20 protein-coding genes are annotated in these 24953 nt (G+C 60.7%); 17 read left to right on the top strand and 3 right to left on the bottom strand.

What is annotated here, in order from left to right; all coding sequences use genetic code 11:
* Positions 1-38 precede the first annotated feature (38 nt).
* The 11 genes from GYM54_RS04280 to pcaD all read left to right on the top strand — a co-directional run bounded on the left by GYM54_RS04280 (position 39) and on the right by pcaD (position 11893).
* Positions 39-1382, top strand: coding sequence for an MFS transporter (locus GYM54_RS04280; RefSeq protein WP_197445139.1), 1344 nt, complete (start codon positions 39-41; stop codon positions 1380-1382).
* 28 nt (positions 1383-1410) lie between these two features.
* On the top strand, positions 1411-2532 hold the full coding sequence (locus tag GYM54_RS04275) for a muconate cycloisomerase family protein (RefSeq protein WP_197445138.1): 1122 nt from the start codon (positions 1411-1413) through the stop codon (positions 2530-2532).
* A 16-nt stretch (positions 2533-2548) separates the two neighbouring features.
* Complete coding sequence (gene catC, locus GYM54_RS04270; protein ID WP_197445137.1) at positions 2549-2839, top strand: muconolactone Delta-isomerase; 291 nt, start codon at positions 2549-2551, stop codon at positions 2837-2839.
* A gap of 71 nt (positions 2840-2910) precedes the next feature.
* Entirely contained in the window at positions 2911-3849 is a 939-nt protein-coding gene (gene catA, locus GYM54_RS04265) for a catechol 1,2-dioxygenase (protein ID WP_197445136.1), read from the top strand.
* A 223-nt stretch (positions 3850-4072) separates the two neighbouring features.
* Entirely contained in the window at positions 4073-5296 is a 1224-nt protein-coding gene (locus GYM54_RS04260; protein ID WP_197445135.1) for a benzoate/H(+) symporter BenE family transporter, read from the top strand.
* 112 nt (positions 5297-5408) lie between these two features.
* Positions 5409-6677, top strand: a complete 1269-nt coding sequence (locus tag GYM54_RS04255; RefSeq protein WP_197445134.1) for an OprD family porin — start codon at positions 5409-5411, stop codon at positions 6675-6677.
* A gap of 86 nt (positions 6678-6763) precedes the next feature.
* Positions 6764-7606, top strand: coding sequence for an IclR family transcriptional regulator C-terminal domain-containing protein (locus GYM54_RS04250; RefSeq protein WP_131651559.1), 843 nt, complete (start codon positions 6764-6766; stop codon positions 7604-7606).
* Positions 7607-8009: 403 nt separating this feature from the next.
* On the top strand, positions 8010-8867 hold the full coding sequence (locus tag GYM54_RS04245; protein ID WP_131651558.1) for a CoA transferase subunit A: 858 nt from the start codon (positions 8010-8012) through the stop codon (positions 8865-8867).
* Entirely contained in the window at positions 8867-9661 is a 795-nt protein-coding gene (locus tag GYM54_RS04240; RefSeq protein WP_197445133.1) for a CoA-transferase subunit beta, read from the top strand. Before GYM54_RS04245 ends, GYM54_RS04240 begins: the two co-directional genes overlap by 1 nt.
* Positions 9658-10863 (top strand): 3-oxoadipyl-CoA thiolase, encoded by a 1206-nt coding sequence (gene pcaF / locus GYM54_RS04235; protein WP_197445132.1) that lies wholly within the window; start codon positions 9658-9660, stop codon positions 10861-10863. Before GYM54_RS04240 ends, pcaF begins: the two co-directional genes overlap by 4 nt.
* Before the next feature lie 241 nt (positions 10864-11104).
* On the top strand, positions 11105-11893 hold the full coding sequence (pcaD, locus tag GYM54_RS04230; RefSeq protein ID WP_197445131.1) for a 3-oxoadipate enol-lactonase: 789 nt from the start codon (positions 11105-11107) through the stop codon (positions 11891-11893).
* Positions 11894-12472: 579 nt separating this feature from the next.
* Here pcaD and GYM54_RS04225 read toward each other — a convergent pair.
* Positions 12473-13738, bottom strand: a complete 1266-nt coding sequence (locus GYM54_RS04225; protein WP_181104162.1) for an OprD family porin — start codon at positions 13736-13738, stop codon at positions 12473-12475.
* 435 nt (positions 13739-14173) lie between these two features.
* A complete protein-coding gene (locus tag GYM54_RS04220) occupies positions 14174-15898 on the bottom strand; it encodes a tannase/feruloyl esterase family alpha/beta hydrolase (protein WP_197445130.1) in 1725 nt (574 codons plus the stop codon).
* A 463-nt stretch (positions 15899-16361) separates the two neighbouring features.
* Here GYM54_RS04220 and GYM54_RS21690 point away from each other — a divergent pair, with 463 nt between their 5' ends.
* The gene (locus tag GYM54_RS21690; RefSeq protein WP_131651552.1) at positions 16362-16613 is read left to right on the top strand and encodes a YkgJ family cysteine cluster protein; all 252 of its coding nucleotides are present in this window, start codon (positions 16362-16364) and stop codon (positions 16611-16613) included.
* Positions 16614-16922: 309 nt separating this feature from the next.
* Here GYM54_RS21690 and gltA read toward each other — a convergent pair whose 3' ends face one another.
* Complete coding sequence (gene gltA / locus GYM54_RS04215) at positions 16923-18194, bottom strand: citrate synthase (protein ID WP_131651551.1); 1272 nt, start codon at positions 18192-18194, stop codon at positions 16923-16925.
* Positions 18195-18555: 361 nt separating this feature from the next.
* On the opposite strand from gltA, the gene sdhC reads away from it, so the two are divergent.
* The 5 genes from sdhC to GYM54_RS04190 all read left to right on the top strand — a co-directional run bounded on the left by sdhC (position 18556) and on the right by GYM54_RS04190 (position 24906).
* Positions 18556-18930, top strand: coding sequence for a succinate dehydrogenase, cytochrome b556 subunit (gene sdhC, locus GYM54_RS04210; RefSeq protein ID WP_131651550.1), 375 nt, complete (start codon positions 18556-18558; stop codon positions 18928-18930).
* Positions 18924-19292 (top strand): succinate dehydrogenase, hydrophobic membrane anchor protein, encoded by a 369-nt coding sequence (gene sdhD / locus GYM54_RS04205; protein WP_181104146.1) that lies wholly within the window; start codon positions 18924-18926, stop codon positions 19290-19292. Before sdhC ends, sdhD begins: the two co-directional genes overlap by 7 nt.
* 3 nt (positions 19293-19295) lie before the next feature.
* Positions 19296-21068 (top strand): succinate dehydrogenase flavoprotein subunit, encoded by a 1773-nt coding sequence (gene sdhA / locus GYM54_RS04200; RefSeq protein ID WP_131651548.1) that lies wholly within the window; start codon positions 19296-19298, stop codon positions 21066-21068.
* Positions 21069-21078: 10 nt separating this feature from the next.
* On the top strand, positions 21079-21783 hold the full coding sequence (locus tag GYM54_RS04195) for a succinate dehydrogenase iron-sulfur subunit (protein ID WP_131651547.1): 705 nt from the start codon (positions 21079-21081) through the stop codon (positions 21781-21783).
* Positions 21784-22074: 291 nt separating this feature from the next.
* Positions 22075-24906 (top strand): 2-oxoglutarate dehydrogenase E1 component, encoded by a 2832-nt coding sequence (locus tag GYM54_RS04190; protein WP_181104140.1) that lies wholly within the window; start codon positions 22075-22077, stop codon positions 24904-24906.
* Positions 24907-24953: the final 47 nt, after the last annotated feature.

The following is a 24953-nucleotide window of genomic DNA, read 5'->3' as shown; positions in this document are numbered from 1 at the left end:
ACGCAGTTTCTACAACAAAAACAATAGAGAGCCTTGCCATGCGAAAAGTAGATGTTCACGAAATCATCGATAACGCCCGCTTCAGCCAGTTTCACTGGCTGGTCATGTGCCTGTGCGCATTGCTGCTGATTTTCGACGGCTATGACCTGTTCATCTACGGCGTGGTGCTGCCTGTGATCATGCAGGAATGGGGGCTGACCCCGCTGCAGGCCGGCGCGCTGGGTAGTTACGCGCTGTTTGGCATGATGTTCGGCGCGCTGATCTTCGGCACCCTGGCTGACCGCATCGGACGCAAGAAGGGCATCGCGATTTGCTTTCTGCTGTTCAGCACAGCGACAGTGCTCAACGGCTTCGCCAGTACGCCGACCGAGTTCGGCATCTTCCGCTTTCTGGCCGGTCTCGGTTGCGGCGGGCTGATGCCCAACGTCGTTGCGCTGATGAACGAATACGCGCCGAAGAAGCTGCGCAGCACCCTGGTGGCGATCATGTTCAGCGGCTACTCGCTGGGTGGCATGTTCTCCGCCGGGCTGGGCATCTACATGCTGCCGCGCTTCGGCTGGGAGGCGATGTTCTTCGCCGCCGCCGTGCCGCTGTTGTTGCTGCCGGTGATTCTCTGGAAGCTGCCCGAATCGGTGGGTTTCCTGGTGCGCCAGGGCCGTACCGAACAGGCCCGCAAGCTGCTCAACCAGATCGAACCGAGCCTTGCTCTCAGCGCCAGCGACGAGCTGGTGATGAACGAAGTGAAGGGCAAGAGCGCTTCGGTGCTGGAGTTGTTCCGCGATGGCCGTGGCGTTCGCACGATCTCGATCTGGATCGCCTTCTTCTGCTGCCTGCTGATGGTCTACGCGCTGGGTTCCTGGCTGCCGAAGCTAATGGCCAACGCCGGTTACAGCCTGGGTTCGAGCCTGTCGTTCCTGGTGGCGCTGAATCTGGGTGGCATGTTCGGCGCGATTCTCGGCGGCTGGCTGGGTGATCGCTTCAACTTGGCCAAAGTCGTGGTGGCCTTCTTCGCAGTGTCGGTGGTGTCCATCAGCCTGCTGGGCTTCAAGACGCCGATGCCGGTGCTCTACGCGCTCATCACCATCGCTGGCGCCACCGTGATCGGCACACAGATTCTGCTGTACGCAGCCGCCGCGCAATTCTACGGCCTGTCGATTCGCTCCACCGGTCTTGGCTGGGCGTCCGGCATCGGCCGCAACGGCGCCATCGTCGGTCCATTGCTGGGCGGGGCGCTGCTGGGCATCAACCTGCCGCTGCAATTGAATTTTATGGCCTTCGCCATTCCAGGCGTGATCGCTGCGCTGGCCATGACCGTCTTCGCCGTTTCCGGGCAGCGCAACAGCGATGCCGTGCCAGCCGGTCTGTCGACGGCGAAAGCCTGATTACTGAACCAGAACTCCGGGAGCCGATATGAGCCACACCCTGATCGAAAGCATCGATGCCGTCATCGTCGATCTGCCCACCATCCGCCCGCACAAGCTGGCGATGCACACCATGCAGCAGCAGACGCTGGTGATCATCCGCGTGCGTTGCAGCGACGGTATCGAAGGCATCGGTGAGTCCACCACCATCGGTGGCCTGGCCTACGGCAACGAAAGCCCGGAGAGCATCAAGACCAACATCGACAGCCACCTCGGCCCGCTACTGGTCGGCCAGGATGCGGCCAATATCAATGCCGCCATGCTGCGCCTGGACAAGGCGGCCAAGGGCAACACCTTCGCCAAGTCCGGCCTGGAAAGCGCGCTGCTCGATGCCCAGGGCAAACGCCTCGGGCTGTCGGTCAGCGAGCTGCTCGGTGGGCGAGTGCGCGACAGCCTGGAAGTCGCCTGGACGTTGGCCAGCGGCGATACCGACAAGGACATCGCCGAAGCCGAGCAGATGCTCGACATCCGTCGCCACCGGATCTTCAAGCTGAAGATCGGCGCCAACGAAGTGAACGCCGACCTCAAGCACGTCATCGACATCAAGAAGGCGCTGGGTGAGCGTGCCAGCGTGCGTGTCGACGTTAACCAGTACTGGGACGAGTCCCAGGCCATCCGCGCCTGCCAGGTGCTGGGCGACAACGGCATCGACCTGATCGAGCAACCGATCTCGCGCATCAACCGCGCCGGTCAGGTGCGTCTGAACCAGCGCAGCCCTGCACCGATCATGGCCGATGAATCCATCGAGAGCGTCGAAGACGCCTTCAGCCTCGCCGCCGACGGTGCCGCCAGCGTTTTCGCCCTGAAGATCGCCAAGAACGGTGGCCCGCGTGCCGTGCTGCGCACCGCGCAGATCGCCGAAGCGGCGGGTATCGCCCTGTACGGCGGGACCATGCTCGAAGGCGCTATCGGCACCCTGGCGTCGGCCCATGCCTTCGTCACCCTTAAGCAACTGACCTGGGGCACCGAGCTGTTCGGCCCCTTGTTGCTCACCGAAGAAATCGTCACCGAGGCGCCGGTCTATCGCGACTTCCAGCTGGAAGTACCGCGCACGCCCGGCCTCGGCCTGATCCTGGACGAAGAGCGCCTGGCGTTCTTCAGCCGCAAGTAAAACGGAGGTTCGCAAGATGCTGTTCCACGTAAAGATGATCGTGAAGTTGCCGGTGGACATGGACCCGGCCAAGGCCGCCAAGCTCAAGGCGGACGAGAAGGAACTGGCCCAAGGCCTGATGCGCGAAGGCAAGTGGCGCCACCTGTGGCGCATCGCTGGGCAGTACGCCAACTACAGCCTGTTCGACGTGGCCAGCGTGCAGGAACTGCACGACACCCTGATGCAGCTGCCGCTGTTCCCCTACATGGATATCGAAGTCAATCCGCTGTGCCGCCATCCGTCCTCGATTCGTGACGACGACAGCTGATTGATTTTCCGGGCCGGGGTTTGCCCCGGTCGGTTATCGCGTAACGACAATTACAAAATGAGGCCTGAGCCATGACTGTGAAAATCTCTAATTCCGACCACGTCCAGAACTTCTTCAACGAAGCCAGTGGCTTTCAGAACGATGAAGGCAACAGCCGTCTGAAGACAGTGATCAACCGCATCCTGGTCGACACCGCAAAGATCGTCGAAGACCTGGAAATCACTCAGGATGAATTCTGGAAAGCGGTGGACTACATCAACCGCCTCGGCGGGCGTAATGAAGCGGGCCTGTTGGCAGCCGGGCTTGGCATCGAGCACTTCCTCGATCTGTTGGAAGATGCCAAGGATGCGCAGGCCGGCCTCACTGGCGGCACCCCGCGCACCATCGAAGGCCCCCTGTACGTGGCCGGTGCGCCGATCGTAGAAGGCGAGGCGCGCATGGATGACGGCAGCGAAGATGGCGTGGCGACCGTCATGTTCCTCCAAGGCAAGGTCACCGGGCCCGATGGCAAGCCGCTGGCCGGCGCCACCGTCGATCTCTGGCACGCCAACACCCAGGGCAACTACTCCTATTTCGACAAGAGCCAGTCGGAGTACAACCTGCGCCGGCGCATCGTCACCGATGCCGAAGGCCGCTACCGCGCGCGCAGCATCGTGCCGTCCGGCTACGGCTGCTCGCCGGATGGTCCGACGCAAGAAGTGCTCGATCTGCTCGGTCGTCACGGTCAGCGTCCGGCGCATATCCACTTCTTCATCTCCGCGCCGGGCCATCGCCACCTGACCACGCAAATCAACCTGGCGGGCGACAAGTACCTGTGGGACGACTTCGCCTACGCGACCCGTGACGGCCTGATCGGCGACATTCACTTCAACGACGATCCCGAAGCCGCCCATGCGCGCGGTGTGGAAGGGCGCTTCGCCGAGGTGGCATTTGACTTCCAGTTGCAGCAGGCGCCAGCGCCGCAAGCCGAGCAGCGCAGCAAGCGCCCGCGCGCATTACAGGAAGCCTGAGCCTGTCGGATGAGGCTCTTTACCATCCACTCTTCGCGGGCTCCGTGTGGTGGATGGGTGAAGCGATATCCACCCTACGCCAGTTCCGAGACTCGTAGGGTGGATGACGCTTCACCCATCCGCCGGCTCTGATGACTTCCCGCTCCACCGTTTAACCGCTCACCCAACAACAAGAGCGATCCGGACACCGTCACGGATAGCCAGGCCTGTCTTGCGAGGCGTCATGAAAACGCTACTCAGGGATTGCTCCCTATCCGCCGTGGTTGCCGGTTTCATCGCGACCATCATTTCCTACGCCGGCCCGCTGGTGATCATCTTCCAGGCAGCCAAGGCGGGCGGTCTGCCGCACGATGTGCTCTCGTCCTGGGTCTGGACCATCTCCATCGGCAGCGGTGTGCTCGGCATCCTGCTGAGCCTGCGCTACCGGGTACCGATCGTCATCGCCTGGTCGGCGCCCGGCTCGGCGTTGCTGGTGACCATGCTGCCGGACATCAGCATGAACCAGGCAGTGGGCGCCTACCTGGTATCGAACCTGATTATCCTGCTGGTGGGGCTGTCCGGCGCCTTCGACAAGGTGATCAGTAAACTTCCAGCGGCCATTTCGGCGGCGATGCTGGCCGGCATCCTGTTTCGCTTCGGTACCGACCTATTCGTGTCGGTGAAGGATCAGCCCTGGCTGGTGCTGGCGATGTTCGCCACCTACCTGCTGTTCAAGCGCGCCATGCCGCGCTACGCGGTGATGGCGGTGCTGGTGGTGGGTGTCGCGATGACGGTTGCCAGCGGCGAGCTGCGTAGCGAAGCGCTGGTGCTGGGCTTGGCCAAACCGGTATGGATCACCCCCGAATTCAGCTGGCAGGTGATGCTGGGCGTGGCGTTTCCACTGGTGATGGTGGCGCTGACCGGGCAGTTCGTGCCGGGCATGGCCGTGTTGCGCAATGCCGGCTACCAGACCCCGGCAAGTCCGCTGATCAGCGGCAGTGCACTGGGCACCTTGTTGCTCGCACCCTTCGGCTGCCACGGATTGAATCTTGCGGCGATCACCGCGGCGATCTGCACCGGCAAGGAGTCCCATGAAGATCCCGGCAAACGCTACATCGCCGGTGTCTCCGGCGGTGTGTTCTATCTGCTGCTGGGCATTTTCGGTGCGACCTTGGTATCGGTGTTCACCGCCTTTCCTTCGGCGTTGATCGCCGCATTGGCCGGGCTGGCGCTGCTGTCGGCCATCGGCGCCGCCTTGCATGGCGCCATGTCGGTCCCGGCGGATCGCGAGGCGGCGCTGATCACCTTTCTGGTCACCGCCTCGGGCATGTCGCTGCTGGGCCTATCCGCCGCCTTCTGGGGGCTGATCTTCGGTATCGCGGCGCACCTGCTGCTGACCCTGAGAAAACCGGCAAAGGCACAGGAGAACCAAGGCGCCAACCTCCAACGGGAGCAACCCGCGCGCTGAAGGCATTGCCTAGCGCACCAGCTAACGATCGAAAACTCTTGTCGCGCTCATCCGGCCACGCCGGAAGGGCCGGCAGCGTGCACCTTGAAAAACAACAACAATGAGGAAATCCATGAAAAACCAGACGCAGATATCACGCCTCTCGTTGGCGGTCGGCGTAGCGCTCAGCGCATGCGAAGTAGTTGCCGAAGACGGTTTCATCGAAGGTGCCAGCGCCACTCTGCAGGCGCGCAACTACTACTTCAGCCGGGATTTCTCCGACATCGTCGGCGCCAACCAGCAGTCGAAGTCGGAGGAGTGGGCGCAGGGCTTCATCCTCAACATCAAATCCGGCTACACGCCGGGTACGGTCGGTTTCGGCGTGGATGTACTGGGCCAGTTGGGCATCAAGCTCGACAGCAGCGCCGACCGGGTCAATACCGGCTTGCTGCCGACTGGCAGTGACGGCAAGGCGGCGGACGACTTCGGCCGCTTCGGCGCCGCGCTCAAGGCACGCCTGTCGAAAACCGAGCTGAAGGTCGGCGAGCTGACACCCAACCTGCCGGTGCTGACCTTCAGCGACATCCGCCTGCTACCGCCGACCTACCAGGGCGCCAGCATCGTCTCGCAGGAGATCGATGGGCTGACCCTGCAAGCCGGCCAGCTGCATTCCGGCAGCGTGCTCAACGAAGCCGGCGACGGCTCAATGCGTGCGAAGCTCGGCCATGTGCCGCAGCTGGGTGGCAACGCCGAAACCGACCGCTTCAACTATGCCGGTGCCGATTACGCCTTCAACGACAAGCGCACTTCGGCGGGCGCCTGGTATGCGCAGCTGGAAGATATCTACAACCAGCGCTTCTACAGCCTCAAGCACAGCGAGCCGGTGGGCGACTGGGTACTGGGCGCCAACCTCGGTTTCTACGACAGTAGTGAAGACGGCGACCGGCTGCTCAGCGATATCGACAACCAGGCGGCGTTCTCCCAGCTCTCTGCCAAATATGGTGGGCACACTTTCATGGTCGGCTATCAGGCCATGTTCGGCGAGGACGCTTTTCCGAGGGTGTTCAACAACGTCACGCCGCTGGGCAATGAAGTGCCCACCTATGAATTCGCCGGTGCCGACGAGCGCTCCTGGCAGGTGCGACATGACTTCGATTTCACTGCGGTAGGCATCCCCGGGCTGGTTTCCACGGTGCGCTACATCCGTGGCGACAACGTCGATACCGGCGCCGGCTTCGAGGGCGAGGAGTGGGAGCGCGACCTGGATATCGGCTACACCTTTCAGGGCGGTGTGCTGAAAGGTCTTGGCGTCCGGGTCCGCAACGTCACCGCGCGCTCCAACTACCGCAGCGATATCGACGAGAACCGGCTGATCTTCAATTACACCTGGCAACTGCTCTAGAACGTCATCGGCCTTGGTGATGTGCTTTGCGATTATCGAACTTGTGGACGATAATCGCCCATCGCTCTCGACAAGGCTGTCCGCCCATGAACGAAGAATCCCGCCCTAGCATCGCGCCCACCGCGCCGGCGATCATCGCGTCGCCGGCCAAACGCATCGAAGCCCTGACCGGCGACCCGAACTTCATGACCTCGCTGGCCCGCGGTCTGGCGGTGATTCACGCGTTCCAAGAGCGAAAACGCCATCTGACCATCGCACAGATCAGCCACCGCACGGAGATACCCCGTGCAGCGGTGCGGCGCTGCCTGCACACGCTGATCAAGCTCGGCTACGCCACCACCGACGGGCGCACCTATTCGCTGTTGCCCAAGGTGCTGACCCTTGGCCACGCCTACCTGTCATCGACGCCGCTGGCGGTCACCGCGCAGCCGATCCTCGACCGCCTCAGTGATCAACTGCACGAAGCCTGTTCCATGGCCACGCTGGAGGGCGACGAAGTGCTCTATGTCGCACGCTCAGCGACGCCGCAGCGATTGATTTCGGTGGATCTCAGCGTGGGCAGCCGTCTGCCGGCCTATTGCACCTCCATGGGCCGAATCCTGTTGGCGGCGCTTGATGACGCCGCTCTGGACGACTACCTGGAACACGCCAATCTGCAGATCAAGACCAGCCGCACGCTGCATACGCCCGAGGCCATTCGCGCGGCCATTGCCGAGATTCGCCAGCAGGGTTGGGTGATCATCGATCAGGAACTGGAGGTCGGCTTGCGCTCGCTGGCCGTCCCGCTGAAGGATTCTGCCGGGCAGGTGTTAGCCGCGTTGAACGTCGGTACTCATGCCGGTCGGGTGACACGGCAGGAGTTGGAAACGCGCTTTCTGCCGGTGTTGCTGGAGGCGAGCAAGGAGCTGAGTACGCGGCTGTTTCACTGACAGCGATGCCGCAGTCGGATCGGTGAAGCGTGCCCCGACTCTGGTCCAGCTGCCATCACCGGTGGGCTGAAGCGGAGCGCCGCCCGGCCCACCCTACGTCGCTGAACTCGAAGCGGACAGGCAGCCGGAGCGGGACCTTGGCGTGTTCTTCCGTAGGGCAATCCCGTCCGATTTCGCCTGCACGGGGTACGACCGTAGGGTGGGCTGGGCGGCGCTCCGCTTCAGCCCACCGCAGCGAGAACGGAGTCTTTACCCGCAGTAGAATCATTAACTCCTAGGCCATCATTCTGTTCGATTAACGAACGATTAATCGATTATCGGATTGTTCCAGGGCCTGGCGATGGTTAGTGTGGGTCGTAAGCACTCTCTAGCGGGTGCACCCACGACCACAAGAGACTGACCCATGGCCGAGCTTCTTTCCCTTGGCGAAGCAATCGATCGCTTCGTTAGCAATGGCGACACCGTCGCCCTTGAAGGCTTCACCCATCTGATTCCCACCGCCGCCGCCCACGAGCTCATCCGTCAGGACAAGAAGGATCTGACGCTGGTGCGCATGACGCCCGACCTGGTCTACGACCTGCTGATCGGTGCCGGTTGCGCAAAAAAACTGATCTTCTCCTGGGGCGGCAATCCCGGCGTCGGCTCGCTGCACCGCCTGCGTGATGCGGTGGAAAAGCAGTGGCCGCAGCCGCTGGAGATCGAAGAGCATAGCCACGCCGACCTGGCCAACGCCTACGTCGCCGGCGCATCAGGCCTGCCGTTCGCGGTGCTGCGCGCCTACCTGGGTTCCGACCTGCCGAAGGTCAATCCGATGATCAAGTTCATTGACTGCCCCTTCACCGGCGAGAAGCTGGCGGCGGTCCCAAGCGTGCGTCCGGACGTCACCGTGATTCACGCGCAGAAGGCCGATCGCAAGGGCAACGTGCTGATCCAGGGCATTCTCGGCGTACAGAAGGAAGCCGCACTGGCGGCCAAGCGCTGCATCGTCACCGTCGAAGAAATCGTCGACGACCTGCAGGCGCCGATGAACGCCTGCGTGCTGCCGACCTGGGCGCTGACCGCCGTCTGCCTGGTGCCGGGCGGGGCGCATCCGTCCTACGCCCACGGCTACTACGAGCGCGACAACCGCTTCTATCAGGATTGGGACCCGATTGCCCGCAGCCGTGAGTCCTTCACCGCCTGGATCGATGAATTCATCCGCGATACACCCGATTTCAGTGCATTCCAGGCCAAGCTGGCCGCGCAGCAGGAGGCCAAGTAATGAGCGCTCACGCCAATGACTACAGCACCAATGAGATGATGACCGTGGCCGCCTCGCGCCGCCTTGGCGATGGCAGCGTCTGTTTCGTCGGCATCGGCTTGCCGTCCAAGGCCGCCAACCTGGCGCGCCTGACCCATGCGCCGGAAGTCGTGCTGATCTACGAGTCCGGCCCCATTGGCGCCAAGCCCTCGGTATTGCCGCTGTCCATCGGTGACGGCGAGCTAGCCGAGACCGCCGATACCGTGGTGCCTACCGGCGAAATCTTCCGCTACTGGCTGCAGGGCGGGCGCATCGATGTGGGCTTTCTCGGCGCGGCGCAGGTGGACAAGTACGGCAACATCAACACCACGGTGATCGGCGACTATCACCAACCGAAAGTTCGCTTGCCAGGGGCGGGTGGGGCGCCGGAAATTGCAGGGTCGGCCAAGCAGGTGTTGATCATCCTTAAGCAATCGCACCGTACCTTCGTCGACAAGCTGGCGTTCATCACATCCGTCGGTTTCGGCGAGGGCGGCGAGCATCGCAAGCAGCTCGGGCTGCCGGGCAGCGGACCGGTAGGCATCATCACCGATCTGTGCATCATGGAGCCCGAAGCTGGGTCCAATGAATTCGTGGTGACTTCGCTGCACCCGGGCGTGACCCGCGAGCAAGTGATCGAGAACACCGGCTGGGCCATCCGTTTCGCCGACAATCTGAGCGAAACTGCGCCGCCCACCGAGACAGAACTGGAAGCTCTGCGTGCCCTTGAGGCCCGCACGGCCGCCGCCCACGGACAATCTGGAGGTGACGAGTGACACGCGAAGTCTTTATCTGCGACGCCGTACGTACGCCCATCGGCCGCTTCGGCGGCGCCTTGGCCGCCGTGCGCGCCGACGATCTGGCCGCAACCCCGATCAAAGCGCTGCTGGAGCGCAATCCACAGCTCGATCCGGCGGCCATCGAAGAAGTCTTCATGGGCAGCGCCAACCAGGCCGGCGAGGACAACCGCAACGTGGCGCGCATGGCCGCGCTGCTGGCCGGGCTGCCGGAAACCGTGCCGGGTGTGACCCTCAACCGTCTCTGCGCTTCGGGCATGGATGCGGTCGGCAGTGCCTTCCGCGCCATCGCCTGTGGCGAAATGGAATTGGCCATCGCCGGCGGTGTCGAGTCCATGACCCGCGCGCCCTATGTGATGGGCAAGGCCGATACTGCGTTTGGTCGCACGCAGAAGATCGAAGACACCACCATTGGCTGGCGCTTCATCAACCCCAAGATGAAGGAAATGTACGGCGTCGATGCCATGCCGCAGACCGCCGACAACGTGGCCGAAGAACACAAGATCAGCCGCGAAGATCAAGATGCCTTCGCTCTGCGCAGCCAGCAGCGTACCGGCAAGGCGCAGGCGGCGGGCTTCTTCGCTGAAGAGATCGTCCCGGTGGTGATTAAGGGCCGCAAGGGCGACACCGTCGTCGATACCGACGAGCATCCGCGCCCCGATACCAGTGCCGAAGCGCTGGCCAAATTGAAGCCGGTCAACGGGTCGGACAAGACGGTCACCGCCGGCAACGCCTCGGGGGTCAACGATGGTGCGGCCGCGCTGATCCTGGCCAGCGCCGAAGCGGTGCAGAAATACGGCCTCACGCCGCGCGCCAAGGTGCTCGGCATGGCCAGTGCCGGCGTTGCGCCACGGGTGATGGGCTACGGCCCGGTGCCGGCTGTGCGTAAGCTGTGCGAGCGGTTGAATGTGGCAGTAAGCGACTTCGATGTGATCGAACTCAACGAGGCCTTTGCCGCGCAGGCATTGGCGGTGACGCGTGATCTGGGGCTGGAAGACGACAGTCCGAAGGTCAACCCGCAGGGCGGTGCGATCGCTCTCGGCCACCCGCTGGGCATGAGCGGCGCGCGCCTGGTCATGACTACCGTGCACGCGCTGGAAAAGTCCGGTGGCAAGCTCGGCTTGGCGACCATGTGTGTGGGTGTGGGGCAGGGGTTGGCGCTGGCGGTCGAGCGGGTCTGACTTCTTGCGCGAAGGATGGTGGGCTGAAGCCCACCCTACGACAGTACTGAGTCTTTACGCTGCTGCGGTGGGCTGAAGCGGAGCGCCGCCCGGCCCACTCTACGAAGCCAACCCTTTGCGTGGAGGTCCGCTCCCGTAGGGTGGGCTTCAGCCCACCGTTACCCGTATCGCGGCACGCCGCAAGTCATCGTTTTTCGCTCGTTTGCGACTACCTTTAGACCGACTTCCTGGAGAGATTCCTATGCCCACCGTCAAACTCGCCGATGGCGAACTCAACTACCGTCTCGATGGCCCGGTCGATGCGCCGGTGCTGGTGCTGTCCAATTCCTTGGGTACCGACCTGCATATGTGGGATGCGCAGATTCCGGCGTTCAGCGAGCAGTTCCGCGTGCTGCGCTATGACACGCGCGGTCACGGCGGATCGGCCGTTACGCCGGGACCGTACAGCATCGAGCAGCTTGGGCAGGACGTCTTGGGCTTGGTCGATTCCCTCGGTATCGACCGTTTCGCGTTCTGCGGCCTGTCCATGGGCGGGCTGATTGGCCAGTGGCTGGGCATCAATGCTGGCGAGCGGCTGACGCGGTTGGTGATCTGCAATACCGGGGCGAAGATCGGCACTGACGACGTCTGGAACGAGCGCATCGACACCGTGCTCAAGGGTGGCGAGCAGACCATGCGCGACATGCGCGACGCCTCCATCGCACGCTGGTTCACCCCGGCATTCGCCGAGCAGCAGCCGGCACAGACGCAGCGCATCACACAAATGATCGCCAGCACCTCGCCCGAAGGTTATGCCGCTAACTGCGCAGCGGTGCGTGATGCTGATTACCGTGAGCAGCTGGGCGCGATCAAGGTGCCGACGCTGGTCGTTTGCGGCAGCAAAGACCCGGTGACCACGCCTGAGCATGGGCGCTTCATACAATCTCGCATCGAAGGGGCCGAGCTGGTGGAGTTCGAGGCTGCGCATTTGTCCAACGTCGAGGTTGGCGATGCTTTCACGCAGCGCGTGTTGGGGTTTCTTCGGGATTGATTTGAAAAAGGCAACGTTCATTGAGGGGGGCTTTGGGATTGAGCTTGAAGCCGGACTGGGAGGTTTATGTGTTCGCCCGTTTTGGCATTTGGTTGCCGCCTCGGCGTGTTCTAAAGCTCCTAGCTGCGCCCCTCAACCAGCTTTACCTCTCTCTGCTGAATGTTGTCATGGCGTCAGACGTGCGCTCAGTCGCCCCATCAGGAGGGTGAGCGGAATCGTTGCGCAGAGGGGCGAGCCGCAGGACGCGGCGAGAGTCGTAAAGGGCCATGGATGGCCCTTGTGCGACGGCCCTCGGAGCGGCGATGGAGTGAACGAACCCGGAGCGAAGCGCAGGGCCGGATGCAGGGGCAAGACTTTTTGGTTCCTTTTGGGGCGTTTGCCAAAAGGGACTCGCCCAGCAGGGCGAAACAGAAGTCATCGCGAAAACACGGCATAAGCATGTGCACCCGTAGTACCAAAACCAGAAACATAGTCAGTCCAACGGTTACACGCGTTCTATAACGCCAAAACCAAAAAAACCGGGCCATGGCAGGCCCGGTAAAACCAATGAGGAGCGGAGCGTTCAGTGCCGCTGCGCTGTTACCACAGCGCCATGGTGTAGCTGAGGATCAAGCGGGTTTCGTCCAGATCGCTGCCGAAGTTGCTGCGCACGGTCGCGTTGCGCACCTTCAGTCCGAGGTTTTTCAACGGTCCGCTCTGGACTACGTAGGCGACGTCGGTGTTGCGTTCCCATTCCTTGCCTTCGCTCAGCCCGGCACCGCGATCGACGTTGTCGCCGGTCACGTAGCGGGTCATCAGGCTCAATCCGGGGATGCCCATGGCAGCAAAATCATAGTCATACCGAACTTGCCATGACTTCTCATCTTCGTTGCCGAAGTCATTGATCTGCAACAGGTTGATCAGCGAATTATCGCCGCCACTGATGTAGGCAAAGCCGGTGTCGCCACTCATTTTCTGATAGCCACCGGTGAAGCCATGGCCACCGATCTTGTAGGTGAAGAGCGCGCCGAAGGCGTTGTTATCGACGTTGCTGCCGCCATCGTCGGTGGAGCGCACGTAGCGCAGATCGGTCTTGAAGCTCTGGTTATCACCGATCGGCAGCACGTGCACGACGTTGAAATTGTGCTGGTCGTAGATGCCATCCAGCCCGCCGTAGTAGTAGCTGCCGGTCAGTTCTGGAGTGAACTGGTAACGGCCGCCAGCGAACAGGAATTCGTCGCTGGTGGTCTTGTTGCCAAAGGTGATGTTGCGCAGACCGCCGTTGAAAACGGTCATGTCTTCGCTGTCCGACGAGTCGCGATAGCTGACATCGGTGAGCTTGCCGGCGTCGAGGGTGAGGCCGTCGATTTCCTTGCTCTGCAGCCAGGCGCCGCGATAGGTGTTGGGCAGCAGGCGGCTGTCGTTACGCATGATCACCGGCAGAACCGGCTGCAGCGTGCCGACATGCAGGGTGGTGTTGGACATCTTCGCCTTTGCCGTCAGGCCGGCGGAGCCGTAATCGTCCTGAGCGCGGTTAGGCGCCTCCCTGTCTCGCTGCAGGATTCCGGTACCCGTACGATCCGGGCTGGAGTCGAGCTTGACGCCGAGCAGGCCGAGGGCATCGACACCGAAGCCGATCGGACCTTCGGTGTAGCCAGATTCGAATTTCAGAATGAAGCCCTGAGCCCATTCCTCGGCCTTGGCCTGGGTGGACTCGCTGCCGCGAAAGTCGCGGTTCATGTAGAAGTTGCGCAGCTCGATGGCCGCTTTGCTGTCGTCGAAGAAAGCCGCGCTGGCGGGTCCGGCGACGCTCAGTGCGGCGCCTGCGCATAGCAGTTGGCAGATGGTCTTGCGGTCATGTTGCATGGGGTTTCCTCTTGTTGTTATGGGTGCAGCGTTGCGGATGAATCACTGGCAAAGTCGTACCGATTCAGGTCTGCGCCTATCTGGAACGATGGAACTGCTTGAGCGAATGCCGTGCCAGTCCCTTAAAACCAAGCGAAAAAAGATGAATGGAACCTGAAACAAGCGAGCCAGAGGGGTGCAGGCGGTTGGCCCGGCAGATGCGAAGAGGGCGAGGGGCGATCCATACTGTCCGCCATACTGGACATGTACTGAAATGGCGGGCCGCTGATGTCCAGCGAGTCGGACGCTTGCTGGTGATCGAGGGTGGATAACTGGAGCAGTCTGTGTCGCCGACAGGGGGCATCGTGCGCGCAGCCGGTGTCGCGCTCCATGCTCATGCAATGATCGCGACACCGGCTGCTTTAGTGAGATGGGCTCGCACCATCCCACGCTTAATTACCAGCCTTTCCGGCTTTTGACACAGGCGAAGCTCGAAGCCTTATTCACGTCGCGCTTGCTTACGTACTTCGGCCATGCCGGGTATTCGCACAGCGGACGGGTACGACCCGGCACTGCGGCGGTGTCGGTGACGATCTGCCGCTTGGGCACGATGCCCCGTTCGACCCAGTTCTCCAGCGCCGTCAACGAATCCCAGGAGGCGTTGAAAACCGTGCTGGCCGCATGGGCATAACCGGGGATTTCGTAATAGCGCATGAACCGTCGGGTCTGCCCAACGCCCATGTCTCGCTGCACGCGCTGGTAGTACTCGGCCGTAGCGCGGGTGCTGACCAGCTGATCCGAGGTGCCATGGGCCATGAGGATCTTGCCGCCGTTTTCGGCGAAGGCCGATAGATCGGTTTGGTTGACGTCCTGGCGCAGCGACAGCGCATCGATGCGTGCCTGCCAGGGGCCAAGGTTGGTCGGGTCCAGCGTCAGCGAATTGAAGGCCGGATTGCGCGTAACGAAGTAGCGCACCCACTCATCCCAGAATCCTGAAGGGTAAGGCGCGCCCTCCGCGAAACCGGTGCCGTGCACGGGCATCGGATAGTCCGGCTGCAATGTATTCAAGCCCAGCCGATTGACCACCAACTGCAACCCGTCGCCTGGACGACCCAGATCGGTGCCCCAGGTATTGAAGCCGGGATAGCCGCGCTCGCCGCTGGCCAGCGGCCGGCTGAAACGGATGGGCGTGTCGAACACCTTGAGCGCCTTGATCTGCGCATCGGACAGGCAGTCGTTGCCCGTATCGGCCCCGCCATGACAGCGCAGCGGACGGCCGTTGAGTTTGGCCTTGGCCGGATCGAACCGGGCATTGCAGGCGTTTTGATTGCTGATTACTCGGTCACGCGCACCGTCCAGTCCGTCGCAGGCCTGCATCGCGGCCTCCAGCAATGCCGCGCGTTTCTCCAGGCTGGGGAAGGCGCCAGGCGCCGCCAAGGCTCTGGTGATGCGACCGAATTGCAGATCCAGCGCCGCCGCGTTGTAGGCCGGGTAGAGCACGATTGCCCCCTGGAAGTCCTTTGGCCATTGCTGCACCACGGCCAGCGCCTCGCGCCCACCGGTCGAGCCGCCGGCGAAATAGCTGCGCAGCGGCTGGCGACCGTAACGCTGTTCGATCAGGTACATTGCGGTGTCGCGGGTTTTCTTCAGCGCATCGTGGGCATAGTTGGCCAGCGCTTCTTCGTTCCAAGCGAAATCACCGGGGTTAACCGGGTTGGCGACATGCCCCGAGTCGCTGGCGAATACGGCATAGCCACGGCCCAGCGGCGTCGGTTGGTCGATCGGTCCGGCCGGGACGTTGCCAGCCACGTTGGGGACGGTGCCGTTATAACCGCCACCGCCGTACATCATCGCCTTGTCGTTCCACTGCTCCGGCAGAACGATGCGCATCTTGATCGTCGGTGCGCTCGGGTCGACCGGGGCGATTTCCACGTTCAGGTCACAATGCGCGCCGAAGGTCTGCGGCGCATTGCCACCGCCAGCCACCAGGGTGGAGGACGTTACCCTGGCGCCGGATGTAGGTAATGCGATCGCCGCGCTTGGAATCTTGGCTCCGGAGAGTTCGTTGCAACTGGCGGCAAGAGTGGGTTGGGCAATTGCCGCTGCCAGTAGAGCGGGTGCGGCAAGCAGCAGACGCGACGACGCCGAGCGGCGTGCGTGGGTTGCACGGAGTGCTTTCATGGGGGCTTCCTTCTTCTTGTTGTCGTGCCCGCGGCAGACGCCACGAGGCGAGTGCGCCCGGGCGAAAGAATACGGCAGCGGCCAGGCGCATCAGATGGAGCCAAACGCGTGCCAGGCGCAAGCGCTGAGGCTCGGCTCCCGATAGCCGGTCGATCGTCTGGTGTCGCGCCGCTCTAGCTCGATGAAGATGAAATTTGGTTGGGGTGTTCGTCAGTGCGGATCGCTGTCCAGCGGAAGCGACATGCCGGGCTGTAATGTCCGCGTGAATGGACAGTCTGTCTTGCAGTCCGGATTGTTCGGCGGTGCGGTGCCAAGAGCAATCGGTTTCCGCCTGGCGAGTGACAGAAAGCCCTATTGGATGCAGTTCGCCTAGCAAGCTTCCGGCACTTATTGCGGGCTCTGGTGCTTCTGCCCAGGCAACGATTATTATCGCCGCCCATTTTTTTCATTTCGGAACATTGGAATGAATTGCCGTCCCGGTTGTGGTGCCTGCTGTATTGCCCCTTCGATCAGTTCGCCTATCCCTGGCATGCCTTTCGGTAAGCCGGCTGGAGCGCGTTGTTTGCATCTTTCCGATTCGAATCTGTGCGGGCTGTTTGGTCATCCTACGCGGCCGGCTGTTTGTGCTGCTTTCATGGCTGATCGTAGTGTCTGTGGCGATCATCGGGATGATGCGATTCGATTGCTTGGCTGGCTGGAGCAGGCGACTGCCTGATCTGTTCACCGGCTTGATCGTTCTTGCGCTCCCGCCTGGTTACGCCGATACCGATACTCGGAGTGTCTCTCCTTGGCTTTGTTGACCATTTGATCTCGCGTGAGGCCGCTACCTGATTGATGCTCTGAGTCAGCTGCGAGTGTCTAGCGCGCAGAGCGTCCGGAGCAACGACTCCCGCGCGGGAACATGGAGCGATCAAGATGGGTCAGGCTCTCTGGGGAGACAACAATTTACTTGCCCAGAAAAACGAAACCCCGCCGATTTGGCGGGGTTCGTTAGCAGTCCTGGACTGTATTTCCAGCTAACAACTCAGCGAGGTAGATCGCGCTGCGGGTGGCCGGTGTACAGCTGACGTGGGCGTCCGATCTTCTGGCCGGATGCGATCATTTCTTTCCAGTGCGAAATCCAGCCGACGGTGCGTGCCAGCGCGAAGATCACCGTGAACATGCTGGTCGGAATGCCGATCGCCTTGAGGATGATGCCCGAGTAGAAGTCGACGTTCGGGTACAGGTTGCGCTCGGCGAAGTAGGGATCGTTCAGCGCGATCTCTTCCAGCTTCATAGCCAGCTCGAGTTGCGGATCGTTGATGCCCAGCTCACCCAGCACTTCGTCGCAGGTCTGCTTCATGACCTTGGCGCGCGGGTCGAAGTTCTTGTAGACGCGATGGCCGAAGCCCATCAGTTTGAATGGATCATTCTTGTCCTTGGCCTTGGCCAGGAACTTCTCGATGTTCGATACGTCGCCGATTTCGTCCAGCATGGTGAGGACGGCTTCGTTGGCGCCGCCGTGTGCCGGCCCCCAGAGCGCTGCAATGCCAGCGGCAATACAGGCGAATGGGTTGGCGCCGGTGGAGCCGGCAAGGCGGACGGTAGAGGTAGAAGCGTTCTGCTCGTGATCGGCGTGCAGAATAAAGATGCGGTCCATAGCCTTGGCCAGCACCGGGCTGATCGGCTTCACTTCACAAGGTGTGTTGAACATCATGTGTAGGAAGTTTTCAGCGTAGTTCAGGTCGTTGCGCGGATACATCATCGGCTGACCCATGGAGTATTTGTAAACCATGGCGGCCAGTGTCGGCATCTTGGCGACCAGGCGCACCGCTGAAATTTCGCGATGCTTCGGGTCGTTGATGTCCAGCGAGTCGTGATAGAAGGCCGACAGCGCACCGACAACGCCACACATGATGGCCATGGGGTGTGCATCGCGGCGGAAGCCATTAAGGAAGGACTTGAGCTGCTCGTGAACCATCGTATGGTTTTGCACGGTGCTGATGAACTTCGCCTTTTCTTCGGCGGTAGGCAATTCGCCATTCAGCAGGAGGTAGCAGGTCTCGAGATAATCTGCTTTTTCGGCCAGCTGTTCGATCGGGTAGCCGCGATGCAACAGAACGCCTTTGTCACCGTCGATGTAGGTGATCTTGGATTCGCAAGAGGCGGTGGACATGAAGCCGGGATCGAAGGTGAAACGACCCGTGGAGGTCAAGCCTCGAACATCGATTACGTCAGGCCCTACGGTGCCGGTTAGAACGGGCAGTTCGATGGCGTCTGCGCCTTCGATGATCAACTGCGCTTTGTTGTCAGCCATGTATGGCCTCCTGTTTTATGCTTGGAATCATCATGGCCCCCCACGCAGGGCCCGCATCACTATAGTGAGATAAATCTCAAAGTCAATTTACGCGGGCGCCCTGTTACAGAGGGCTTTTACGGGTGAATTCGCAACCAGAAGATGCTATTTACGGCATTTGTAATCAGGGACGCCATGCGCCTTTAGTGGCACTTCACCACATTGTCATTAGCCACCTAACTGTTTATACTCGGCGACCGACCGGCAGGGGCCTAACAGGCAGTTTCCTGTGGGTTGTCACTCGTGGGTGGCGGGTACCGCTGCGTGCTCTTCCCAACAACTGCCCTGCGTTTTCGGGGGCTCTCAAGTGTGAAAAAAAGCCGTGAAAAGCCAACGACCTGTAAACCTAGATCTTAGGACAATAAAGCTCCCAATCACTGCCTACACCTCAATCCTTCACCGCATTTCCGGCGTGATACTGTTTGTTGGTGTGGCCATTCTGCTGCTTGCGCTGGATGTCTCGCTTTCTTCTGCCGAAGGCTTCGAAGAAGTGAAAGCGTATATCAGCAGTCCGCTAGCCAAGCTGGTGATCTGGGCGCTGCTTTCTGCATTGCTGTACCACCTGGTGGCGGGTGTGCGTCACCTGATCATGGACACCGGGCATGGTGAGACGCTGGAAGGCGGCAAGCTGGGCTCGAAAATCGTTCTGGCCGTTTCGGCGGTGCTGATCGTTCTGGCGGGAGTCTGGATATGGTAACTAACGTCACGAACTTCTCGCGTTCGGGTCTGTACGATTGGATGGCTCAGCGCGTCTCTGCGGTGGTTCTCGCGGCTTACTTCATTTTTCTGATCGGATACCTGCTTGTGAATCCGGGGCTGGAATACGCTCAGTGGCAGGGACTCTTTTCGTCCAGCTGGATGCGTATCTTCAGTCTGCTGGCACTGGTCGCCCTGAGTGTGCATGCATGGGTTGGTATGTGGACCATTTCCACTGACTACCTGACCAACATGGCAATCGGTAAGTGGGCTACCGGTGTGCGTTTCCTCTTCCAGGCAGTGTGTGGCATCGCCATGTTCACATTCTTCGTCTGGGGTGTGCAGATTCTTTGGGGTATCTGATCCATGGCTAGCATTCGTACTCTTTCTTATGACGCCATCATTATTGGTGGCGGTGGCGCGGGCATGCGCGCCGCGCTGCAGCTGGCCCAAGGTGGCCACAAAACTGCGGTGGTGACTAAGGTTTTCCCGACCCGTTCCCATACCGTTTCCGCTCAGGGTGGCATCACCTGCGCTATCGCTTCGGCCGATCCGAACGATGATTGGCGTTGGCATATGTACGATACCGTCAAGGGTTCCGATTACATCGGCGATCAGGACGCTATCGAATACATGTGTTCCGTTGGACCTGAAGCGGTGTTTGAGCTGGAGCACATGGGGCTGCCGTTCTCTCGTACCGAGCAGGGCCGTATTTACCAGCGTCCGTTTGGTGGTCAGTCCAAGGACTACGGCAAGGGCGGTCAGGCTGCCCGCACCTGTGCTGCGGCCGACCGTACCGGTCACGCGCTGCTGCACACGCTTTATCAGGCCAACCTGAAAGCCGGCACCTCTTTCCTTAATGAGTGGTACGGCGTCGACCTGGTGAAGAACCAGGATGGTGCCATCGTCGGCATCATCGCAATCTGCATCGAAAATGGCGAAACGGTTTATATCCGCTCCAAGGCCGTGGTTCTGGCTACCGGCGGTGCCGGTCGTATCTATGCATCCACCACCAATGCCCTGATCAATACCGGTGACGGTATCGGTATGGCGCTGCGTGCCGGTGTGCCGGTTCAAGACATCGAGATGTGGCAGTTCCACCCGACGGGTATCGCCGGTGCTGGCGTGCTGGTGACCGAAGGTTGCCGTGGTGAGGGTGGTTACCTGATCAACAAGCACGGCGAGCGCTTCATGGAGCGTTATGCTCCGAACGCGAAAGATCTTGCCGGTCGTGACGTCGTCGCTCGCTCGATGGTTAAGGAAATCCTGGCTGGCAACGGCTGTGGTCCGGACGGCGATCACGTGATGCTCAAGCTCGATCACCTCGGCGAAGAAGTGCTGCACAGCCGTCTGCCGGGTATCTGTGAGCTGTCCAAGACCTTTGCTCACGTCGATCCGGTCACTGCTCCGGTTCCTGTTGTTCCGACCTGCCATTACATGATGGGCGGCATCGCCACCAATATCCACGGTCAGGCAATGACCCAGGATGCCAACGGCAATGACAAGATTATCGATGGCTTGTTTGCCGTAGGCGAAGTGGCGTGCGTATCCGTGCATGGCGCCAACCGCCTGGGCGGCAACTCGCTGCTGGATCTGGTCGTATTCGGCCGTGCGGCTGGTCTGCATTTGGAAAAAGCGCTGAAGGACGGTATCGAGCATCGCGGTGCTACGGAAACCGATTTGGACGTGGCGCTGAATCGCCTGGCCAGTCTGAACGAGCGGACTGCTGGTGAAGATGTCGCTTCGCTGCGTAAAGAGCTGCAAAGCTGCATGCAGAACTACTTCGGTGTGTTCCGTACTGGCGAATATATGCAGAAGGGCATCGCCCAGTTGGCTGATCTGCGTCAGCGTATCGCTACCGTCAAGATTTCTGACAAGAGCCAGGCGTTCAATACCGCGCGTATCGAGGCGCTGGAACTTCAGAATCTGCTGGAAGTTGCCGAAGCGACTGCCATTGCTGCTGAAAACCGCAAAGAATCCCGCGGTGCGCATGCTCGTGAAGATTACGAAGAGCGTGACGATGAAAACTGGCTGTGCCACACCCTGTACTTCCCAGGTGAGAAGCGTGTAGCCAAGCGTGCCGTGAACTTCTCTCCGAAGACAGTTCCGACTTTCGAACCCAAGGTCCGGACTTACTGAGGTCGCCGATATGTTGCAAGTGAGCGTTTATCGCTACAACCCGGATAAAGACGAAAAGCCATACATGCAGGACTTCCAGATCAATACCGATGGTAAAGATCTGATGGTTCTCGACGTCTTGGCGCTCGTCAAGGAACAGGACGAAGGTTTCTCCTATCGTCGTTCCTGCCGCGAAGGAGTCTGTGGCTCCGATGGCATGAACATGAACGGCAAAAATGGCCTGGCCTGCATCACTCCGCTGTCGGCCGTGGTCAAGGGCAACAAGCTGGTGGTTCGCCCGCTGCCTGGTTTGCCAGTTATTCGTGACTTGGCCGTCGATATGGGCATCTTCTATAAGCAGTACGAGAAGGTTCGTCCTTATCTGATGAACGATACGCCTGCTCCGGCTATCGAACGTCTGCAGAGTCCGGAAGATCGGGAAAAGCTTGACGGTCTGTACGAGTGCATTCTGTGCGCTTGCTGCTCGACCAGCTGCCCATCCTTCTGGTGGAATCCGGACAAGTTCCTTGGCCCGGCTGCGCTGCTTCAGGCCTACCGCTTCCTGGCCGATAGCCGCGACACCGAGACTGAGAACCGTCTGACTGCGCTGGACGATCCGTTCAGTGTGTTCCGCTGCCGCGGCATCATGAACTGCGTAAGTGTTTGCCCGAAAGGGTTGAACCCGACCAAGGCGATTGGTCATGTGCGGAACATGCTGTTGCAGAGTGCAACCTGACGTGCCAAGGGTGGCCACGGTTACTTGAGTGACCGTAGGCCCCTAATGCTTTACCGCGACACCTGCGGCGCCGAAGTTCCAACGACGGCGCCGTAGTCTTAGTAGGAATCTCAGCTCACAAAGCCGGGATTTCGCTCTGAAAATTTGATGACCAGCAGGAGCATCCGGGGTGGTTCTCGGAAACTATCTGCGCGGTCCGTAGTGGCTTTACCTGGGTCGCTGCTTCAGAACTTGGGAAGTCATGCTGCGGTCTCCACGCTGGTGGTGTCTCCTTATCGAAGGTGACCAGACATGCAAGAAAGCGTAATGCAGCGCATGTGGGACAGTGCCCACCTATCCGGTGGTAACGCTGCCTATGTGGAAGAGCTTTATGAGCTCTACCTGCACGATCCCAACGCTGTGCCCGAAGAGTGGCGCACTTACTTCCAGAAGTTGCCCATCAGTGGCGGCGCTACGGCCGATGTTTCGCATTCGACGATTCGCGATCACTTCGTCCTGCTGGCCAAGAACCAGCGTCGCGCACAGCCTGTTTCGGCAGGCAGCGTCAGTAGCGAGCATGAGAAGAAGCAGGTCGAAGTCCTGCGTCTGATACAGGCATACCGGATGCGTGGCCATCAGGCTGCACAGCTTGATCCGCTCGGCTTGCAGCAGCGCCCGGCTCCGGCTGATCTTGCCATCAACAACTACGCTTTGACCGATGCCGACCTGGATACGGTTTTCCGCACCGGTGACCTTGCCATGGGCAGGGATCAGGCGACATTGCGGGAAATTCAGCAGGCGTTGCAAGAGACGTATTGTCGCACCATCGGTGCCGAATTTACCCATATTGTCGATTCCGATCAGCGCAACTGGTTCATCCAGCGCCTGGAAAGCGTCCGTGGGCGTCCCGTCTTCTCGTCGGAAATCAAAAGCCATCTGCTCGAGCGTCTGACTGCTGCCGAGGGCCTTGAAAAGTACCTAGGCACCAAGTATCCGGGCACCAAACGCTTCGGCCTGGAAGGCGGCGAGAGTCTGATTCCACTGCTCGACGAGATCATTCAGCGTTCCGGTTCGTACGGCACCAAGGAAATCGTCATCGGCATGGCCCACCGCGGCCGTCTTAACGTGCTGGTCAATACCTTCGGCAAGAACCCGCGCGACCTGTTCGATGAGTTCGAAGGCAAGAAAGTCGAAGGTCTCAGCTCGGGCGACGTTAAGTACCACCAGGGCTTTTCCTCGAACGTGATGACGCCAGGTGGCGAAATCCATCTGGCGATGGCCTTCAACCCGTCTCACCTGGAAATCGTTTCCCCGGTAGTCGAAGGTTCCGTTCGCGCGCGTCAGGACCGTCGTTCTGATTCGGTAGGCGACAAGGTGCTCCCGGTAACCATCCATGGTGATGCGGCGGTCGCCGGCCAGGGCGTGGTCATGGAAACCTTCCAGATGTCGCAGACCCGAGCCTATCGGACCGGCGGCACCATCCGCATCGTGATCAACAACCAAGTCGGCTTCACGACGAACAAGCAGGAAGACGCGCGCTCCACCGAGTACGCGACCGACGTTGCCAAGATGATCCAGGCGCCGATCTTCCATGTGAATGCGGATGATCCGGAGGCTGTTCTGTTCGTTACGCAGTTGGCTGTCGATTACCGCATGCAGTTCAAGCGGGACATCGTCATCGACTTGATCTGCTACCGTCGTCGTGGTCACAACGAGGCCGACGAGCCGAGCGGTACTCAGCCGCTGATGTATCAGAAGATCGCCAAGCAGCGCACCACCCGTGAGCTGTATGCCGATTCGCTGATGCAGTCGAAGGTGCTGGAAGATGCGCAGGTGCAGGCAAAGGTCGATGAATATCGCACCGCGCTAGACAATGGCTTGCACGTGGTCAAGAGCTTGGTCAAAGAGCCCAACAAGGAGCTCTTCGTCGATTGGCGCCCTTATTTGGGTCATGCCTGGACCGCGCGCCACGATACCCGTTTCGACCTGAAAGCCCTGCAGGAACTGTCCAGCAAAATGCTGGCTACTCCCGAAGGTTTTGTTGTTCAGCGCCAGGTTTCGAAGATTCTCGAAGACCGTCAGAAGATGGGTGCTGGCGCGCTGGCGATTAACTGGGGCTACGCCGAGACACTGGCTTATGCGACCTTGTTGTTCGAAGGCCATCCGGTGCGCATCAGCGGTCAGGACGTCGGTCGCGGTACCTTCTCGCACCGCCATGCGGCGCTGCACAACCAGAAGGATGGCAGCACCTACATTCCGTTGCAGCATCTCTATGATGGACAGCCGCGCTTCGACCTGTACGACTCCTTCCTGTCCGAAGAAGCGGTGCTTGCGTTCGAATACGGTTACGCCACCACCATGCCCAACGCGCTGGTGGTTTGGGAAGCTCAATTCGGCGACTTCGCCAACGGTGCGCAGGTCGTCATCGACCAATTCATCACCAGCGGTGAGCACAAATGGGGCCGTCTTTGCGGCCTGACCATGTTGTTGCCGCACGGCTATGAAGGGCAGGGGCCTGAGCATTCGTCAGCACGTCTGGAGCGCTATCTGCAGCTGTGCGCCGAGCACAACATCCAGGTTTGCGTACCGACTACGCCGGCACAGGTCTACCACATGCTGCGTCGTCAGGCGATCCGCCCGCTGCGCAAGCCGCTGGTGGCCCTGACGCCGAAGTCGCTGCTGCGCCACAAGCTGGCGACCTCGACGCTGGAGGAACTGACCCAGGGCTCGTTCCTGACCGTGATTCCGGAAATTGATCAGATCGAGCCGAGCAAGGTCGAACGTCTGGTCATGTGCAGCGGCAAGGTCTACTACGATCTGCTGGACAAGCGTCGTAACGAAGGTCGCGAAGATATCGTGATCGTTCGTCTCGAGCAGCTGTACCCGTTCCCGGAAGAGGATCTGGCCGAAGTGCTCGCGCCGTACCAGAACCTCAAGAGCATCGTCTGGTGTCAGGAAGAACCGATGAACCAGGGCGCGTGGTACTGCAGCCAGCACCACATGCGTCGTGTTGCCGTCGCGCACAAGAAGGAGCTCTTCCTGCAGTACGCGGGTCGTGAAGCTTCTGCTGCACCTGCGGTCGGCTATGCATCCATGCACGCCGAGCAGCAGGAGAAACTGCTGCAGGACGCCTTCACCGTTTAATCATTCTTGCAAGAGGCCGCGAAAACCGCGGCCTCGATGTAAAAACC

Source organism: Pseudomonas sp. MTM4, assembly GCF_019355055.1.
GTDB lineage: Bacteria > Pseudomonadota > Gammaproteobacteria > Pseudomonadales > Pseudomonadaceae > Stutzerimonas.
The sequence above is the reverse complement of the archived record's forward strand: the minus strand, read 5'-3'. Positions and strand labels throughout refer to the sequence as shown.

Excerpts from the sequence above, each read along its gene's own strand:
- GYM54_RS04280 (WP_197445139.1), top strand. The coding sequence starts at position 39 with ATGCGAAAAGTAGATGTTCACGAAATCATCGATAACGCCCGCTTCAGC.
- GYM54_RS04275 (WP_197445138.1), top strand. The coding sequence starts at position 1,411 with ATGAGCCACACCCTGATCGAAAGCATCGATGCCGTCATCGTCGATCTG.
- catC (WP_197445137.1), top strand. The coding sequence starts at position 2,549 with ATGCTGTTCCACGTAAAGATGATCGTGAAGTTGCCGGTGGACATGGAC.
- catA (WP_197445136.1), top strand. The coding sequence starts at position 2,911 with ATGACTGTGAAAATCTCTAATTCCGACCACGTCCAGAACTTCTTCAAC.
- GYM54_RS04260 (WP_197445135.1), top strand. The coding sequence starts at position 4,073 with ATGAAAACGCTACTCAGGGATTGCTCCCTATCCGCCGTGGTTGCCGGT.
- GYM54_RS04255 (WP_197445134.1), top strand. The coding sequence starts at position 5,409 with ATGAAAAACCAGACGCAGATATCACGCCTCTCGTTGGCGGTCGGCGTA.
- GYM54_RS04250 (WP_131651559.1), top strand. The coding sequence starts at position 6,764 with ATGAACGAAGAATCCCGCCCTAGCATCGCGCCCACCGCGCCGGCGATC.
- GYM54_RS04245 (WP_131651558.1), top strand. The coding sequence starts at position 8,010 with ATGGCCGAGCTTCTTTCCCTTGGCGAAGCAATCGATCGCTTCGTTAGC.
- GYM54_RS04240 (WP_197445133.1), top strand. The coding sequence starts at position 8,867 with ATGAGCGCTCACGCCAATGACTACAGCACCAATGAGATGATGACCGTG.
- pcaD (WP_197445131.1), top strand. The coding sequence starts at position 11,105 with ATGCCCACCGTCAAACTCGCCGATGGCGAACTCAACTACCGTCTCGAT.
- GYM54_RS04225 (WP_181104162.1), bottom strand. The coding sequence starts at position 13,738 with ATGCAACATGACCGCAAGACCATCTGCCAACTGCTATGCGCAGGCGCC.
- GYM54_RS04220 (WP_197445130.1), bottom strand. The coding sequence starts at position 15,898 with ATGAAAGCACTCCGTGCAACCCACGCACGCCGCTCGGCGTCGTCGCGT.
- GYM54_RS21690 (WP_131651552.1), top strand. The coding sequence starts at position 16,362 with ATGAATTGCCGTCCCGGTTGTGGTGCCTGCTGTATTGCCCCTTCGATC.
- gltA (WP_131651551.1), bottom strand. The coding sequence starts at position 18,194 with ATGGCTGACAACAAAGCGCAGTTGATCATCGAAGGCGCAGACGCCATC.
- sdhD (WP_181104146.1), top strand. The coding sequence starts at position 18,924 with ATGGTAACTAACGTCACGAACTTCTCGCGTTCGGGTCTGTACGATTGG.
- sdhA (WP_131651548.1), top strand. The coding sequence starts at position 19,296 with ATGGCTAGCATTCGTACTCTTTCTTATGACGCCATCATTATTGGTGGC.
- GYM54_RS04195 (WP_131651547.1), top strand. The coding sequence starts at position 21,079 with ATGTTGCAAGTGAGCGTTTATCGCTACAACCCGGATAAAGACGAAAAG.
- GYM54_RS04190 (WP_181104140.1), top strand. The coding sequence starts at position 22,075 with ATGCAAGAAAGCGTAATGCAGCGCATGTGGGACAGTGCCCACCTATCC.